We start from the raw sequence: 15,933 nt of genomic DNA on the forward strand, positions 1-15,933 counted from the left end.
CCCCTCATCCGCCTGCCGGCATCCTCTCCCCGTGAACGGGGAGAGGGACGCTTTCATCGGCGATTTCGCCAATCGCCAACGTTGCAGGATGAGCGCCGAGATTGCGGACAGCCCTCTTCTCCCCGTTTACGGGGAGAAGGTGCCGGCAGGCGGATGAGGGGCAGCGCCGACGCATCAGACCAAGCCCCTTTGCAAAGCAACTTCCGGCAATGCCAGCGTCATCAGACGGCCGAATTCGGGATGGTCTGTCTCGTCGCCGCAAAGCCGCAAACAATTCCAGGCGGTCGCCTGATTGCTGGTGACCACCGGCCGGCCGATCGCCTGTTCCATCCCTGTAACCACAAGCGCGCCGCGCAGCGCCGTGCAGGACACGAACAGGGCTTCGGCGCTCGCGTCGGTGGCCTCACGTGCGAGATCGACAAGCACTGGCGGCGGAATGCGCGCCATCTCGCGGTCATCCTCGAAGCCGAGACAGGTGAAGCTGAGGATGTCGAAACCTCGCTCGGCGAAATACTCAGCCATCGGCCTGGAGGTTTCGACCGTGTAGGGGGTGAGGATACTGATCTTCTTCGCCCCGAGCGCCTTCAATCCGCGGACGCCGGCCATCGGCGGCGTGACGACGGGAATGCCGGGTTTGGCGGCCTGGATCGCCGCCTCGATCTCGGCATCGCCGATGACCACCGAGGCCGAGGTGCAGGAATAGCAGATGGCATCGAGATTCTCGTCGGGCAGGATCAAGGCCGCGCCCGCCGTCAGCGCCGGCTGCATCTTGCGCAGATTTTCCGGCGTCGTCGGATTGGCGTAGGGAATGCGCGCGACATAGACGCCGATGCGTTCGCTCGCCACCATGCGGCGGAAATCCGGTTCGCTGGTGTGATCGGTGGCGAGGATGATCAGGCCGACGCGCTTTTCCAGAGGGCGCGCATCCAACGCTGGCCGTTTCGGGTGGACCTTGATCTCAGGCAATGGTTTCACGGATTACCTCTCGATCTTGCCGTAGCGGCGTTCCAGCCAGCGCAGCAGCACGACCGAACAAAGACTGATAGCGAGGAAGAAGGCGCCGACCAGCGTGATCGGCTCGATATAGCGGTAGTAGGTGTTGGCAACGCTTTTCGCCTGGTTCATCAGCTCCAGCACGGTGATCGCCGACAACAGCGGCGTCTCCTTGAACATGGCGATGAAATAATTGGCCAGAGCCGGGATCATCGGCGGGATGGCTTGCGGAATGATGATGTGGGTCCAGGTCTGCGTGGCGCTGAGATTGCAGGCCTTGGCGGCCTCCCATTGGCCGCGCGGCACATTGTCGATGCCGGCGCGGTAGACCTCCGCCGTGTAGGTGCCGTAGTGCAGCCCAAGCCCGATAACGCCGGCGACGAGCGGCGGTAAAAGAATGCCGATATCGGGCAGCACGTAGAAGATGAAATAGAGCTGCACCAGAAGCGGCGTGCCGCGGATGAATTCGGCCGCCCAGCCGACGGTGCGCGACAAGGCCTTGTTGGTCGAGCGGCGCGCCAGCGCGATGCCAAGCCCGACGATCGCCGCCAGCACCGAGCCGAGCAGCGTCGCCAGGATGGTGATCTTCACCCCCTGGATCAGCGTCGGCATGATCTGCCAGACAAAATCCCAATCCCATTCCATCAGCGAGCCCACTCCATCAGACGCGCACCCCATCAAGGCCGCGCGCCAGCCGGCGCTCCAGCGAGCGCACGCCCCATGAGATGAGCAGCGCCAGGATGAAATAGATGATGAGGATGGTGGTGAACGGCACCATAGTGTTGCCGGTCTGGGCGCGCACCACCTGCGCCTGGAACGTGAGGTCGGCGAGCGAGATCAGCGAGACCACCGACGTGGCCTTCAGCAGCTCGATGGCGTTGTTGCCGAAGGTCGGCAGCATCACCAGAAATGCCTGCGGCAGGATGACGTGGCGCAGACCTTGCCAACGGCCGAGATTAAGGGCGATGCAGGCCTCGTGCTGTTCGCGGCCGATCGATTGCACCGCGCCGCGCACCACTTCGGCGGCATAGGCGCCGACGTTCAAGCCGAGCGCCAGCACGCCGGCCTGCAGCGGGGTCAATTCGAGGCCCACCAGCGGCAGCACGAAATAGGCGAAGAACAGCTGCACGAAGATCGATGTGCCGCGAAAGAATTCGATATAGGCGGTGGCGAGCGCCCGCAGCAGAAAGAAGCGCGACAGCCGCCCCATGCCGGCAAAGAAGGCCATGATCAGGGCAAGCACCGACCCCATCAGCGTCAGCTCGATGGTGACAAGCGCTCCCTGCACTATCAGGCCGAGATAGCCGGACCACTGGGTCATTCGATTAGAGGTTCCAACGTTGGCGGTTCTTGGGTCCTTCTCCCCGTTCACGGGGAGTTGAGGAGCGGTCCGCGTAGCGGGCGAAAAGCCAATTGCTTGGCTTTTCGAGCGACGAAAGGCGGCAGGCAGATGAGGGGCAGCGCTAGCCTGTCCAAACTTGGCGCCGCCCCTCATCCGTCACTTCGTGACACCTTCTCCCCGTAAACGGGGAGAAGGAAAAATCACTTCGCCGAGCAGAGCTTGTCGCGCGTCGTCGACATCGCGGCGGCTGCCGAGAAGCCGTAGGGCTCGATGATCTTGGCGAACTCGCCTGATTTCTTCATCTTGGCCAATTCGACGTCGTAGGCGTCACGCATCGCCTCGTCGCCCTTCTTGAAGGCGGCGCCGTCGCAATAGACCGGGGCGCCCTGCACCGGCGCGATGACTTCGAGGCTCGGATCATTGGCCTTTTTCATCAGATCGTTGATCGACAGAACCGGCAGCGAATAGGCGTCGATGCGGCCGTCCTGCACCATCTTCAGGCCGCTTTGCCCATCCGGCACGACGATGATACGTTCGCGCGGCACGCCGGCGTTGAGGGCCAGCTTCTCCTCGGTGCCACCGCCGGGCGCGCCGATCGTGGCGGTCGTGTCCTTGGCGACATCCTCGTAGCTCTTGAAACCTTTCGGATTGCCTTTCTTCACCAGCATCGCCTCGGCGTCGCACAGCACCGGTTCGGAATAGGCGACAGCCGCGCAACGCTCCGGCTTCATGAACAGGCCGGCGGTGACGACATCGAAACGGCCGGCCTTCAGGCCGGGGATCATGGCGCCATATTCCGAGATGGAAGCGACGATGTCGGAGACACCGAGGCGTTTGAAGATCTCGCGCGCCACGTCGGGCGCCGCGCCAGAAACCTTGCCGTCGGCGGCGACGGCCGTGTAGGGCGGCTCGTTGGCGATGGCGACACGGGCGAAGCCCTGTGCCTTCAACTGCTCGAGCTTGCTGTCGTCGGCCGACCCCGCGGTCGAGGCGGCCAGCACCGCCGTCAGTGCAAGGCCGGCGACGCCGGCCAGAATGCCAAGTTTCTTCATTGTTCCCAACTCCTTGTTTCTTGTCTTGGTTTGTTCGAGGCAGCTTTCCCGCCCCTTGAGGACGGCGTTGTCGCCTCGGGCATGACGGTCAGACGCGATGTCCGGCCGCGATGATCTTCTTCAGGAAGCCTTGCGTGCGCTCCTGCTTGGGATGGCGGAAAATCTCGTCGGGCTTGCCTTCCTCAACGATCTTGCCGCGATCGAAGAACAGCACCCGGTCGGCGAAGTCGTGGGCAAACCCCATCTCGTGCGTGACCAGCAGCATGGTCATGTCGGTCTCGGCGCAGAGCCGCCACAGAACGTTGAGCACCTCCTCGACCAGTTCCGGATCTAGCGCCGACGTCACTTCGTCGAACAGCATGATCTTCGGCTGCAAAGCGAGCGCGCGGGCGATCGCCACGCGCTGTTTCTGGCCGCCGGACAGCTGCGCCGGCATGGCCTTGGCCTTGTCGGCCATGCCGACCATGTCGAGCAGTTCCATCGCCCGTTTTTCGGCGGCGGCGCGTGGCGTGCCCTTGGTCAGCATCGGCGCCAGCGTCACATTGTCGATGACGCTCTTGTGCGGAAACAGGTTGAACAGCTGGAAGACCATGCCGATCTTCTGGCGCATCCGGGCCAGATGCCGCTCGTCGGCCGGCAGCAGCTGACCGTTGCGCTCCATGTGGTAGAGCTGCTCGCCCTCGATCTGGATGTGGCCGCCATCGATGCGCTCCAGCGTCATCAGGATGCGCAGGATCGTCGTCTTGCCCGAGCCGGACGGGCCGATCAGCGCCAGCTTCTCGCGCGGCATGACCTGCATCGACAGGCCGTCCAGCACCTTGAAGCTGCCAAAGCTCTTCGAGATGCCGTCGATCTTGATGATGGGCGCGGTGGTTGCGGACAAATGAATTTCCCCGTGCTGGAGAAGCCTGTGCCCTTAACGATGCGGAACGCGCCAAATCATGTCAATTGGGAAAATAATATCATGACAATATTTCCCATTCCGCACAATTGTTGAGCAATCGGTGCCCGAAGAGCGGCGCACTCGCTAGATGGCCAACAGCAGATGTTCCGGATCGCCAAGCAAGAGCTTGGTGACAACGCCGAGGCCGGCGCGCAGTTCCCCTTCGGTGGTCGAGCCCAGCGAGATGCGCACCGCCGGATGCCAGGGCGCGTCGGAAATGCGGAAGGATGTGCCGGGCGCGATCGCCACGCCCTGCAGCCGGGCCTGGGCGACAAAGCCCTCCTCGGTACGGTCGTCGGGCAATTGCAGCCAGACGTGCAGCCCGTCGCGCCGGGCGCGATAGTCGATCCCGGCAAGCACCTCGGCGGCGATGTCCTGCCGCCGTCGAAGTGCGGCGCGCTGCCAACGCACGAGTTCCATCGCGGTGCCGTCGGTCACCCATTTGGTCGCGATCTCGGCCACCAGCGGCGTTGCCATCCAGTTCGAGACCAGGTGCCGGTTGGCGACGGCGGCGACATAGCGGTCGGGCGCGGCGAGATAGCCGATGCGCAGGCCGGGCACGGTGATCTTGGTGAAGGAAGTGACGTAGAGCGTGCGCTCCGGCGCGAAGGCGGCCACCGGCGGCGGCCGGTCTTCGACCAACGGCCCCAGCACATCGTTCTCGATGATGGCGATGTCGTGCTTGCGCGCAACCGCGGCGATCTCTTCGCGCCGCCGTGCATCCATCAGGGTTGCCGTGGGGTTGATCACCGAAGGCTGTACGAACACCGCGCGGATGTCGGACAGCCGGCAGGCCTCGTCCAGCGCCTCCGGGATCAGGCCGTTGTCGTCGATCGGCAGACCTTCGAGGTTGAAGCCGAGATAGCGCGCCAGCGGTACCAGCGTGTGGTGGCCGATCGCCTCGGTGGCGACAGTGGAGCCGGGCGGCGCCACGCTCATCAGCGCCACCGTCATGCCGGCGGTGGCGCCGTTGGTCAGGCTGATATTCTGCGCGGAGACATCCAGCCCGCACAGTTTCAGCCATTCGACGGCGACCGCTCGATGGCGCGGGAACACCATGTTGGGCCGGAACGACAGCGCCGAGCTCGACGGCAGGTTTTCGGCCAGCCAGCCCAGCGCCTGCTTCAGCCGCTCCAGATGCATCGGCTCGCAGACCGGCTTCAGGATGGACAGGTCGATGACCTCGCCGAGGCGCTCCGGCAGATAGGGTGGCTCCGGCTCGCGGCGTTGCGTCTGGACAAAGCTGCCACGGCCGATCTCGCCGGAAATCAAGCCGCGGCGAATCAATTCCTCATAGGCACGGCTGACGGTCTGCACCGAGAGTTTGAGATCGTCCGCCAGCCGGCGATGCGTCGGCAGCCGCGCGCCATTGGCCAAACGCCCGTCATGGATGGCGCGCGCGAACTGGTCGGCCAGCGATTGATAGGCTGGCCGCCGAATGAGCGCGGGGTCGGGTTGCCACAATGTCATGACTTATTAGAGATCGAAATCAGTGCAATTGACAATCGAAATAATGCGCCATCATGGTACTGTGGACGAAAAAGTGGGCAACGATGACTGCTGCTAAACTCGACCCGATCGACCTCAAAATCCTCGACGCCATCCAGCGCGACGGGCGCATCACCAAGCTGGCGCTGGCCGAGCAGGTCGGGCTGTCGCCGACCCCATGCTGGATGCGGCTGCGCAAGCTGGAGAAGGCCGGCATCGTCTCGGGTTATCACGCCAGGATCGCCATGCGTGTCGTGGCGCCGGTCGCTACCGTGCTTATGGAGGTGACGCTGGCCAGCCACCGCCAGGCCGATTTCGACCGCTTCGAGCGCGTCATCCGAGACATCCCCGAGATCGTTGCCTGCTGGTCGGTGGGTGGCGGCGTCGACTATGTGCTGAAGGTGATGGCGCGCGACATCGACGCCTACCAGCGGCTGGTCGACGGCTTGCTCGAGCGCGAGATCGGCATCGACCGCTACTTCACCTACATCGTCATCAAGACGGTGAAGGACGATATCGCGCTGCCCATAGCCGACCTGTTGCCGGTATCGCCGTAGCGCCGGAGAGATCGTCTGCCCGACCGGTGCAATAGAGAGAGACTCTCTATCAGCGCGTGCCCAAACAGCCTCTCTGTCTGTCCGCGATGGATAATCTCCCGGCATCAGACCGCACCGGGAGGCTTCGACCATGTCCGCGCATTTCGCCCGCTCGCATCGCCATGAAGCGCTCGACCGCCTCGCCGACCGCCGCCTGCTGCGCGAACTCGCCTATGTCGATGGACACTGGACGGCAAGCGAGGCCGCTGAAAGTTTTGAGGTCACCGATCCGGCGACTGGCACTACTGTCGCGTTTGTCGCCGCGCTGGATGCGCGGCAAACGACAAAAGCGATCGATGCCGCCGTCAGCGCCTTCCCGGCCTGGCGGTCGCTGATGCCGCAGGAGCGCTCGAAAATTCTGCGAAAATGGTTCGAACTGATCATCGCCGCGAAAGACGACCTCGCTCTGCTGATGACACTGGAACAAGGCAAGCCGCTGCAGGAATCGCTCGGCGAGATCGATTATGCCGCCTCCTTCGTCGAATGGTACGCGGAGGAAGCAAAACGTCTCAACGCCGAGAGCGTCACCAGCCATCTGCCTGATGCGGAAATGATGGTTCGGCGCGAGCCGCTTGGCGTCGTCGGTGTCGTCACGCCGTGGAATTTCCCCTCGGCCATGCTGACCCGCAAGGCGGCCGCCGCCCTTGCCGCCGGCTGTACCATCGTCGCGCATCCCTCCTCCGAGACGCCGCTGTCGGCGCTGGCGCTGGCTGAGCTTGGTGAGCGCGCCGGCCTGCCCGCAGGCGTTTTCAACATCGTCACTGGCAAGGCCGCGACGATCGTCGGCCGGATGTGCGAGGACGCACGCGTCCGCGCCATGAGTTTTACGGGCTCGACCGAGATCGGCCGGCTGATCGCGGCCCAGAGCGCGCCGACGATGAAGCGGCTGGTGATGGAGCTTGGCGGCCACGCGCCACTGATCGTCTTTGCCGACGCGGATCTGGACAAAGCGGTGGGCATTGCCATCGATGCCAAATTCGCCACGTCGGGCCAGGACTGCCTTGCCGCCAATCGCATCTACGTCCAGCGGCCTCTCTACGACCGCTTCTGCGCCGCCTTCGCCAGGCGCATCGAGGCGCTGCGGATCGGCAATGGGCTCGCCGACAAGATTGATATCGGGCCGCTGATGCATGAGCGAGCCGTCCAGAAAGTCGAGGAACAGGTCGCCAACGCCCTCGCCCAGGGCGCGCGCTGCCTCAATGGCGGCAAGCGGCATCAGGCCGGGCCGCTGTTCTATCAGCCGACGCTGCTGGTCGATGTGCCCGACGAGGCGTTGATCATGCGCGAAGAGACTTTTGGACCGGTCGCCGCCGTCACGCCTTTCGACAGCGAGGACGAGGTGATCGCGCGCGCCAACGCCACCGAATATGGCCTCGTCGCCTATATCGTGACCGAGAATGGCGCCCGCCAGCAGCGCCTGGGCCGCGCGCTCGACTACGGCATGGTTGCCATCAACCGCGTCAAGATCACCGGCGCGCCGATACCCTTCGGCGGCGTCAAGCAATCCGGCATCGGCCGCGAAGGCTCGCGCCACGGGCTCGAAGCTTTCACCGATCTAAAATATCTCTGCCTGGACGTAGCCTAAGATGTGTCGATATTCAGGTGATGCCGGCCTGCAAATGCCAGGCTTCTGCGCTTCCGGTGCTCACGTACTTGAGTACGCTCCGCTCCGGTTCTCGAAACCTGACATTTTCGGCTCGGCCTGACCTGAATCTCAACACATCTTAAGTCGCGTTCGCTTTCCTCAAGGAGTAGAAAAAATGCTCGACCAGTCCAATGAACTCGCCGCCTGGGATCGCGACCACTTCTTCCATCCCTCGACCCATATGGGCACGCATGCACGGGGCGAGAGCCAGACCCGCATCATGGCCGGTGGTGAAGGCGTCACCGTCTGGGACAACAATGGCAGGAAGAGCATCGATGCCTTCGCCGGCCTCTATTGCGTCAATGTCGGCTATGGCCGCCAGAAGATCGCCGATGCCATCGCCACCCAGGCCAGGAATCTCGCCTACTACCACGCCTATGTCGGGCACGGCACCGAGGCCTCGATCACTCTGGCCAAGATGATCGTCGATCGCGCACCGAAAGGCATGTCGAGGGTCTATTTCGGCCTCTCCGGCTCGGATGCCAACGAAACCAACATCAAGCTGATCTGGTACTACAACAACGTGCTCGGCCGGCCGGAGAAGAAGAAGATCATCTCGCGCTGGCGCGGCTATCACGGTTCGGGCGTGATGACAGGGTCGCTGACCGGGCTCGACCTGTTCCACAACGCCTTCGACCTGCCGCGCGCGCCCATCCTGCACACCGAAGCGCCCTACTATTTCCGCCGCGCCGACCGCTCGATGAGCGAGGAGCAGTTTTCGCAGCATTGCGCCGACAAGCTCGAGGAGACGATCCTGGCCGAAGGGCCCGAAACCGTCGCCGCCTTCATCGGCGAGCCGATCCTCGGCACCGGCGGCATCGTGCCGCCGCCGGCCGGTTATTGGGAAAAGATCCAGGCGGTGCTGAAGAAATATGATGTGCTACTGGTCGCCGACGAGGTGGTCACGGGCTTTGGGCGGCTGGGCACCATGTTCGGCTCCGACCACTACGGCATCAAGCCGGATTTGATCACCATCGCCAAGGGTCTGACCTCGGCCTATGCGCCCCTATCGGGCGTCATTGTCGCCGACAAGATGTGGCAGGTGTTGGTGCAGGGCTCCGACAAGCTCGGCTCGCTCGGCCATGGCTGGACCTATTCGGCGCATCCGATCTGCGTTGCCGCCGGTGTCGCCAATCTCGAACTGATCGACGAGATGGACCTTGTGACCAATGCCAAGGAGATCGGCGCCTATTTCCGCGCCGAGCTGGCCAAGGCCGTCGGCGGGCATAAGAACGTCGGCGATGTGCGCGGCGACGGCATGCTGGCGGCGGTCGAGTTCGTCGCCGATCGGGATGACCGGGTGTTCTTCGAGGCTTCGCAGAAGATCGGACCGCAAGTGGCGACAGCGCTGGCCGCCAGCGGCGTCATCGGCCGCGCCATGCCGCAGGGCGACATCCTTGGCTTTGCGCCGCCGCTTTGCCTGACGCGTGAAGAAGCCGATATCGTCGTGTCGAAGACCGCCGATGCGGTGAAGAGCGTGTTTGCCAATCTCTGAGATCGACCATGAATGCGATAACCAGAACCATCCCCGCCACCATGGCCGCCGTGCTGCTCACCGGGCACGGCGGACCGGAAAAGCTTGTCTACCGCACCGATGTGAAAGTGCCCGTACCTGCCGCCGCCGAAGTGCTGGTCAAGGTCACCGCTTGCGGCATGAACAACACCGATGTCTGGGTGCGCCAGGGCGCCTATGGCACGGAAGAGGATGCTGCCGCCGTGTCGACCTGGCGGAGGCAGGGCAACACGCTTGTTTTCCCGCGCATCCAGGGCACCGACACGGTGGGCACCATCGTTGCTGTCGGCGAAGGCGTCTCGCCGGACCGTGTCGGCGAACGGGTGATGGTCGATTTCTCCATCTACAACCGCGACGACGATTCGCTGGCCGACATCGACTATATGGGCCATGGCCGCGATGGCGGTTACGCCGAGTACCAGACCGTGCCGGCACAGAATGCGCATGTTGTCGACACGGATATGAGCGATATCGAACTCGCCACCTTCTGCTGTGCGTATCTCACCGGTGAACAGATGCTGGAACGCGCTGGCTTGAAGGCTGGCGAGCGCGTGCTGGTCACTGGCGCCTCGGGTGGCGTTGGCTCCGGCATCGTGCAACTGGCGCGGGCGCGCGACGCGATCCCCTATGCAATCGTCGGCAAGGGCAAGGAACAGGCGGTGCTCAACATCGGCGCCGAGGCCGTGATCACCCGCGGCGTCGCCGACCTGCCGCAAGCCGTGACTGAGGCGACCGGCGGCAAGCCGATCGACGTCGTGGCCGACCTCGTCGGCGGCGCGATCTTCAACGACCTGCTGCGTATCCTGCGGCCCGAGGGCCGCTACACCACCGCCGGCGCGATCGCCGGCCCGGTTGTGCAGCTTGATCTCAGGACCATGTATCTCAAGCAGTTGCAGTTGCATGGTTCGAGCCAGGGCACGCGCGCCGATTTCCGCCGCATCGTCGGCTATATCGAGGCGAAGAAAATCCGGCCGCTGGTCGGCGGCGTCTACAAGCTCTCCGATTTTCACCACGCGCAAGCCGATTTCATCGCCAAGGATTTTGTCGGCAAGCTGGTGGTGGTGCCCGACGCCGTCGCGGAGCGGTCGGCGTAGTTCAGAAATCCAGGCATCCTCGCTTCTGCCCGCTGCCATAATCGGAATGGCTTGCAGTCCAGCCGGCAAGCCGCCACAAACGGTGACGCCCGCCGCGCCGCAGGTCCGGGCCTCTGGTCACAAGATACAGGCGAGACATGACAGCCCGGATGATACTGCTCGACGCCAAGCCGCTCGGCGTGGCCGATGTCGCCGAGATCGCACGCCGCAACGCCCGGCTGATGCTGGGCGAAGACGCGATGCGCCGCGTCCAGGCGAGCCGCGCCCTCATCGAACATCTCACTGGGCTTGGCAAGCCGATGTACGGCGTCACCACGGGCCTCGGCGCTTGTGTCGACACGCCGCTGGCGCAGGCCGACCTGATCGCCTTCCAGCACAGCGTGCCGCTCAGCCACAGCATGGGCATCGGACCGGCGCTGCCAACCGAGGCAGTGCGGGCGATGATGATCGCGCGCATTTCAGGCATGGCCGCCGGTGGCACCGGCACCTCCGAGCGCGTGGTCATGGGCCTTGTGGCGGCGCTGAACGCCGGCGTCCATCCGGTGATCCCGACCTGGGGATCGATCGGCGCGGCAGACCTTGCCCATCTCGGCCATATGGCAAGGTCGCTACGCGGCGATGGCGAGGCGGAGTTCCAGGGCAGGATCATGCCCTCCGCCGAGGCGCTTGCGCTCGCCGGTCTAGAACCGCTCGACCTGCGCGAAAAGGACGGCCACGCCATCATCGTCGCCAACAGCCTGTCGACCGGAACAGCATGCCTGTGCCTCGAAGACGTCGCCCATCTCATCGACTGGGCGCTGGCAGCGGTCGCCCTCAACTATGAGGCATTCCGCTCTTCCCTCACCGCGATCGACGAGGATGCCCTGGCGGCCCGGCCGGCCTTCGGCCAGCGCGAGATCGGCGCGCGGCTGCGCACAGAACTGGCCGGTAGCGGCCTGTGGAAGGACAGAGCGGCGCGGCGTCTGCAGGATCCGCTCAGCTATCGCTGCGTGCCGCAGGTCTGGGGTGGCCTGCTCAATGCGTTCGAACAGGCGCGGCGGGCGACCGAAATCGAACTGACCCATTCGGGCGACAACCCCGTGATCCTGGCCGAGGGAGAACGGGTGATTTCCAACGGCAATTTCGACCTCACGGCGATGACGCTGGCCTTTGAACAGCTCGGCCAGGCCCTCGCGCATTGCGCGGTCGGCACCGCCAACCGCTGCATGAAACTGATGTCGCCGACCATCGCCGACCTGCCACGCTTCCTGTCGGCCAGGGGTGGCAGCCGCCAGGGCTACGCGGAACTGCAGAAGCCGTTGTCCGCGCTGGAAGCCGAAATCCGGCATCTCGCCAACCCGATGTCGCTCAGCCCGCTCGCCGTTTCGGACGGCATCGAGGATCAGTCGTCGATGGCACCGCGGGTGGTGGCCAAGACCGCCGAGATCATCGAGCGCATGCGTTATCTCGTGGCGATGGAGCTGATCTTCGCGGCGACGGGCGTCGAACTGCGCGGCGTCGTCGACAGCATGGGCGAAGGGCCGCAGCGCACCTTCGCCGCCGTGCGCGCGCTCGTCAGCCCGCTCGACGACGACCGCGAGATGAGCACCGACATGACACGGATGGCGCGGATGGTGGCAGGACCAAGATACTGAGCGAGGCTCCCATCCGACAGCTGCCGTTTTTAAATCCGCGCGGCGGCAGGCCGATATTATTGATAAGGCCCCCTGAGGTTCAGGCTCTCGGCCAGAAGGCAGAAGCGGTCGATCAGCCGGACAAGCTCCTCGCCCTGTTCGGCGACGATCGTGCCGCGCTCGGCGGGCGGCGTGTCCGACAGAGCCTGCCACAGCCGGCTTTGCCGATCGCAGACATCCGCCAGCTCGGAGCATTCGCCTGAGGTCAATTTCAAAAGGTGGTCCGCCGTCACCGGCCCGATGCCTTGGGGCGTTGTCGCCCCACGGGAAAGATAGCCCGGCGGTACGGTGCCCTTCGCATTCGCCACCGATTTGCGGCAGATGACGTCGAACAGTTGGTCGACGGCCTGTTTGGCGCCGGCAACGCGCGAGGGATGGTCCGTGTCGGCGGCGGCATGCGGCAGAAGTTCGAGTTTGTCGCCATGCCTTTCGACGAGGTCGAGATAAGGCAGCATCGGACCGGAAAGAGCGTCGGTCGAGGCATTCTTGAACAGGTCGGCATCGATTGCCGCATGGCGCACCCGGCCTGCATCCAGCGCGTCGCCAAGGGCCGCCACGTCGACAAGCTCGCCGCGATCGTAATTGACCAGCACCGCGCCCTTGTTCATGCGGGAGAGGACGTCCGCGCCGATGAGCCCGGCATTGGCGTAGCGGCCGCTTTGCGCATCCTGCTTGCCCAGTCCGACATGGACGCTGAGCACATCCGCGCCTTCGGCCGCGTCGCCGAGGTCCGCCGCAAAGGCGAAGCCCTCGGCTTCTATCCAGTCGCGGTGCCGTGGCCGTGCATGGATCACCACGCGCATGCCGAAGGCGCGGGCAAGCTTGGCCACCTCGCGGCCGATATTGCCGTAGCCGATGACGGCAATCGTCTTGCCTTCGAGCTTCTCGGTCGGGAAATCGCGCAGTTCCCTGCCGGTGTCGAAAGCGCCGCGCGCCACCCGCTCGTGAAGCCTGTCGACCGGCAGGTCTGGCAGCACTTTGAGGATCGCCTTCATCACCATCTGCGCCGTGGCACGGCTGTTGATACCGGGCGTGTTCATCAGCACCGCAGTGCCGCCCTCGCCGCTGCCGCCACCCCAGGAGCGCGAGCCCATATTGCCGGTGCCGGCGCCGATCCGCACGCCCGCCAGCGGAAAGACGGTCTCTGCGGGCAGAAAGGTCGCGGCGGCGATGACGGCGTCATAGCGCCCGTCGCCCGCGGCTTCGATCAGCTCTTCGCGCGTGCTGAGGTCCGGCCGGTAGAAGAAATGCACCCGGCCACGTTCGAGGCCTGCTTTGTCGCCAAGTGCTGCCGCATGAAAGCGGCCACCCTTGGCCTCGATATGCGCGCGCACTTCGCTCGGGTCGGGCTTGCCGTCGGGCCCGAAACGCAGGCCGACCAGATCGCAGATCAGCACGGCGTAGACGCTTTGCGGGTCGATTGGCTCCACGGCCTGTGTATTGGTGTTCGCGGTCACGTCGTTTCCCTCATGCAAGAGCGGCAAGGCCTGCTGCGACAGCAGGTGTCCTGAACAATCAGAACCTATCCGTCCGGAAGGGCGTCAGATCGATCACCGGCGGCAAACCGGCGGCAAGTTGCGACACGATCTTGCCGGTGACAGCGCCGCCAATGAGGCCCTGATGGCCGTGGCCGAAGGCATAGATGACATTCCTGGCCCGCGACGCCCGGTCGATGACCGGAATGCTGTCGGGCGTGCCTGGCCGATGTCCCATCCAGCGCGTGACCTCGCCAACCTCGAGTTTCCTGAACATCGGCCTCGCCTGCTTCAGGAGAACATCCGCGCGGTTCATGTTGGCGGGTGCCTTCAGGCCGGCGAATTCGACATTGCCGGCGATCCGCAGTCCATCCTCCATCGGTGAGGCGACGAACTTGCGGTCGGCCGAAATGGTCTGGATGCGCAGGCCGGTATCGGCCCCCTTGACCATGATATGGTAGCCACGCTCGCTCTCGAGCGGAATACGGTCGCCAAGCTTGCGGGCGAGATCGCCCGACCAGGCCCCCGCGCACAGCACCACGGTTTCGACAGGCATGCGCCCGCCACCTTCAAGCCGCAGCGCCGAGGGACCATTGGGGCCCATGTCGAATCCGATCACTTTCGCCCTGATGAAGCGCGCACCCTGGCGCGCCGCATGTTCGGCGAGCTTCGCAACAAGCCGGCCGGGATTGGGACACTGCCCCTGTTCGGGCAAATAGACCGCGCTCTTGAAAATCGGTGCCAGGGCCGGTTCGAGCTGGCGGATCTCGTCGGCATCGAGGATGTCGACCTTGACGCCATGCTCGCGCCGCAGCCCGAGCCCATAGGCGCTCTTCGACGGGCCGTCGGCGGTTTCATGGACGAAGAGCTGGCCGCGCTTCTGCAGAAGATCCTCGCAGCCGGCGGCCTTGATCAGCGGCTCGTAGCACTCGAATGTGTAACGGTGCAGAGAGCGCATCGCCGCCGATATCTCCTCGGCGCGCGGCTTGCGGCTGGCGGCGAGGAAGCGCAGCAGCCAGGGCAGCGCGTGCGGCAGATAGGCGAGCCGCACGATCAACGGACCTTCGGGATCCATCAGCCATTTCGGCACGTTGCGAAGCACGCCCGGCATCGCGTTCGGGATGCAGGAGCCCGGGCAGATGCCGCCGGCATTGCCGAATGAGCATTGTTCCTCGGACCCCGGCAAGGCCGGATCGACCACCTCGACGGCAAAACCCTGATCGAGCAGGTAATTCGCGGTGCAGACGCCGATGATGCCGGCGCCGATGACCGTCACCTTGCCGCGCGGCGTGCTTGTCGATGCCATGATCGATCCGTTGTGCCGGTCAGGGTGCGATCGCGCTCGGCGTGCCGGCGCGGAAGGCCGGCAGCGACCGCGCCACCATCTGCTGCAGCATGCGGAAGTCGGAGAGATAGGCCATGAAGCGATAGCCCAGCTTGCGCATGTCGACGCCGTAAGCGACCGAGCCGCAATGGATGCCAGGAATGACGCCAGCTTCCTTGCACTTGGCGGCGATGTATTCGATCGCCTCGTAGACGGCGGGATAGCGCGGGTCGAAACCGGGTGCCTCGCCCATGGTCACCGCAAGGTCCGACGGACCGACGAAGATGGCGTCGAGATTCGGCGTCTTCAGTATGTCTTCCAGGTTCTTCACCGCCTGCTCGCTCTCGATCATCGCCATGGTGATGATGGTGTCGTTGGCGTGCTGGAAATAGTCCGCGCCGGCATAGAGTGAGGCGCGCAGCGGACCGACGCTGCGGCCGCCCTTAGGGAAATAGCGGCAGGCCTTGACGAAGGCATCCGCTTCCTCGGCGGTGTTGACCATCGGGCAGATCACACCATAGGCGCCGGCATCGAGCACCTTGCCGATGATCGCCGGGTCGTTCCACGGCACGCGCACCATCGGCGTCGTGTCCGTCGTCGAGATCGCCTGCAGCATCGGCACCGCGTCGACATAGTCCGTCGCGCCATGCTGGAGGTCGACAGTCAGCGCGTCCCAGCCCTGCTGGGCCATCAGTTCCGCCGAGATCGACGACGGAATGCCGAGCCAGCCCGTCACCACTTCGCCGCCGGCGGCCCAGATGTCCTTCACCTTGTTCTTGCGCATAGTCTTGAGGT

General features: G+C 64.5%; 14 protein-coding genes. 5 read left to right on the forward strand and 9 right to left on the reverse strand.

Annotated features, from left to right (window positions below):
- Positions 1–174: 174 nt before the first annotated feature.
- The 6 genes from eutA to DBIPINDM_RS08200 all read right to left on the reverse strand — a co-directional run bounded on the left by eutA (position 175) and on the right by DBIPINDM_RS08200 (position 5,800).
- Positions 175–975: an ectoine utilization protein EutA gene (eutA, locus tag DBIPINDM_RS08175; RefSeq protein WP_258585264.1), complete on the reverse strand. Its 801-nt coding sequence runs from the start codon at positions 973–975 to the stop codon at positions 175–177.
- Between the two features lie 3 nt (positions 976–978).
- Complete coding sequence (gene ehuD / locus DBIPINDM_RS08180; RefSeq protein WP_258585265.1) at positions 979–1,638, reverse strand: ectoine/hydroxyectoine ABC transporter permease subunit EhuD; 660 nt, start codon at positions 1,636–1,638, stop codon at positions 979–981.
- Positions 1,639–1,654: 16 nt separating this feature from the next.
- Positions 1,655–2,314 carry an ectoine/hydroxyectoine ABC transporter permease subunit EhuC gene (gene ehuC, locus DBIPINDM_RS08185; protein WP_258585266.1) on the reverse strand — a complete coding sequence of 220 codons (660 nt, stop codon included), beginning with the start codon at positions 2,312–2,314 and terminating at the stop codon, positions 1,655–1,657.
- A gap of 221 nt (positions 2,315–2,535) precedes the next feature.
- A complete protein-coding gene (ehuB, locus tag DBIPINDM_RS08190) occupies positions 2,536–3,387 on the reverse strand; it encodes an ectoine/hydroxyectoine ABC transporter substrate-binding protein EhuB (protein ID WP_258585267.1) in 852 nt (283 codons plus the stop codon).
- An 88-nt stretch (positions 3,388–3,475) separates the two neighbouring features.
- Positions 3,476–4,204, reverse strand: a complete 729-nt coding sequence (ehuA, locus tag DBIPINDM_RS08195) for an ectoine/hydroxyectoine ABC transporter ATP-binding protein EhuA (protein ID WP_318036947.1) — start codon at positions 4,202–4,204, stop codon at positions 3,476–3,478.
- 210 nt (positions 4,205–4,414) lie between these two features.
- Positions 4,415–5,800 (reverse strand): PLP-dependent aminotransferase family protein, encoded by a 1,386-nt coding sequence (locus tag DBIPINDM_RS08200; protein WP_258585268.1) that lies wholly within the window; start codon positions 5,798–5,800, stop codon positions 4,415–4,417.
- 83 nt (positions 5,801–5,883) lie between these two features.
- Here DBIPINDM_RS08200 and DBIPINDM_RS08205 point away from each other — a divergent pair, with 83 nt between their 5' ends.
- From DBIPINDM_RS08205 to DBIPINDM_RS08225, 5 genes are all read left to right on the forward strand, one after another.
- Complete coding sequence (locus tag DBIPINDM_RS08205; protein ID WP_258585269.1) at positions 5,884–6,375, forward strand: Lrp/AsnC family transcriptional regulator; 492 nt, start codon at positions 5,884–5,886, stop codon at positions 6,373–6,375.
- A 130-nt stretch (positions 6,376–6,505) separates the two neighbouring features.
- Complete coding sequence (locus tag DBIPINDM_RS08210) at positions 6,506–7,999, forward strand: NAD-dependent succinate-semialdehyde dehydrogenase (protein WP_258585270.1); 1,494 nt, start codon at positions 6,506–6,508, stop codon at positions 7,997–7,999.
- Between the two features lie 175 nt (positions 8,000–8,174).
- Complete coding sequence (locus DBIPINDM_RS08215) at positions 8,175–9,554, forward strand: aspartate aminotransferase family protein (RefSeq protein ID WP_258585271.1); 1,380 nt, start codon at positions 8,175–8,177, stop codon at positions 9,552–9,554.
- 8 nt (positions 9,555–9,562) lie between these two features.
- Positions 9,563–10,666, forward strand: coding sequence for an alcohol dehydrogenase family protein (locus tag DBIPINDM_RS08220; RefSeq protein ID WP_258585272.1), 1,104 nt, complete (start codon positions 9,563–9,565; stop codon positions 10,664–10,666).
- Positions 10,667–10,803: 137 nt separating this feature from the next.
- Positions 10,804–12,300 carry an HAL/PAL/TAL family ammonia-lyase gene (locus tag DBIPINDM_RS08225; RefSeq protein ID WP_258585273.1) on the forward strand — a complete coding sequence of 499 codons (1,497 nt, stop codon included), beginning with the start codon at positions 10,804–10,806 and terminating at the stop codon, positions 12,298–12,300.
- A 56-nt stretch (positions 12,301–12,356) separates the two neighbouring features.
- Here DBIPINDM_RS08225 and DBIPINDM_RS08230 read toward each other — a convergent pair whose 3' ends face one another.
- From DBIPINDM_RS08230 to DBIPINDM_RS08240, 3 genes are read right to left on the reverse strand one after another with little or no spacing between them, the layout of a single operon-like run.
- Positions 12,357–13,796: an NAD(P)-dependent oxidoreductase gene (locus DBIPINDM_RS08230; RefSeq protein WP_258585274.1), complete on the reverse strand. Its 1,440-nt coding sequence runs from the start codon at positions 13,794–13,796 to the stop codon at positions 12,357–12,359.
- Positions 13,797–13,854: 58 nt separating this feature from the next.
- Positions 13,855–15,120 (reverse strand): NAD(P)/FAD-dependent oxidoreductase, encoded by a 1,266-nt coding sequence (locus tag DBIPINDM_RS08235; protein ID WP_258585275.1) that lies wholly within the window; start codon positions 15,118–15,120, stop codon positions 13,855–13,857.
- 19 nt (positions 15,121–15,139) lie between these two features.
- Entirely contained in the window at positions 15,140–15,922 is a 783-nt protein-coding gene (locus DBIPINDM_RS08240; RefSeq protein ID WP_064987889.1) for an HpcH/HpaI aldolase family protein, read from the reverse strand.
- Positions 15,923–15,933: the final 11 nt, after the last annotated feature.

Origin of the sequence: Mesorhizobium sp. AR02 (genome assembly GCF_024746835.1) — a bacterium.
Lineage (GTDB): Bacteria > Pseudomonadota > Alphaproteobacteria > Rhizobiales > Rhizobiaceae > Mesorhizobium.

Excerpts from the sequence above, each read along its gene's own strand:
- ehuB (WP_258585267.1), bottom strand. The coding sequence starts at position 3,387 with ATGAAGAAACTTGGCATTCTGGCCGGCGTCGCCGGCCTTGCACTGACG.
- ehuD (WP_258585265.1), bottom strand. The coding sequence starts at position 1,638 with ATGGAATGGGATTGGGATTTTGTCTGGCAGATCATGCCGACGCTGATC.
- DBIPINDM_RS08205 (WP_258585269.1), top strand. The coding sequence starts at position 5,884 with ATGACTGCTGCTAAACTCGACCCGATCGACCTCAAAATCCTCGACGCC.
- DBIPINDM_RS08235 (WP_258585275.1), bottom strand. The coding sequence starts at position 15,120 with ATGGCATCGACAAGCACGCCGCGCGGCAAGGTGACGGTCATCGGCGCC.
- ehuC (WP_258585266.1), bottom strand. The coding sequence starts at position 2,314 with ATGACCCAGTGGTCCGGCTATCTCGGCCTGATAGTGCAGGGAGCGCTT.
- DBIPINDM_RS08240 (WP_064987889.1), bottom strand. The coding sequence starts at position 15,922 with ATGCGCAAGAACAAGGTGAAGGACATCTGGGCCGCCGGCGGCGAAGTG.
- DBIPINDM_RS08210 (WP_258585270.1), top strand. The coding sequence starts at position 6,506 with ATGTCCGCGCATTTCGCCCGCTCGCATCGCCATGAAGCGCTCGACCGC.
- DBIPINDM_RS08220 (WP_258585272.1), top strand. The coding sequence starts at position 9,563 with ATGAATGCGATAACCAGAACCATCCCCGCCACCATGGCCGCCGTGCTG.
- DBIPINDM_RS08225 (WP_258585273.1), top strand. The coding sequence starts at position 10,804 with ATGACAGCCCGGATGATACTGCTCGACGCCAAGCCGCTCGGCGTGGCC.
- DBIPINDM_RS08200 (WP_258585268.1), bottom strand. The coding sequence starts at position 5,800 with ATGACATTGTGGCAACCCGACCCCGCGCTCATTCGGCGGCCAGCCTAT.
- DBIPINDM_RS08215 (WP_258585271.1), top strand. The coding sequence starts at position 8,175 with ATGCTCGACCAGTCCAATGAACTCGCCGCCTGGGATCGCGACCACTTC.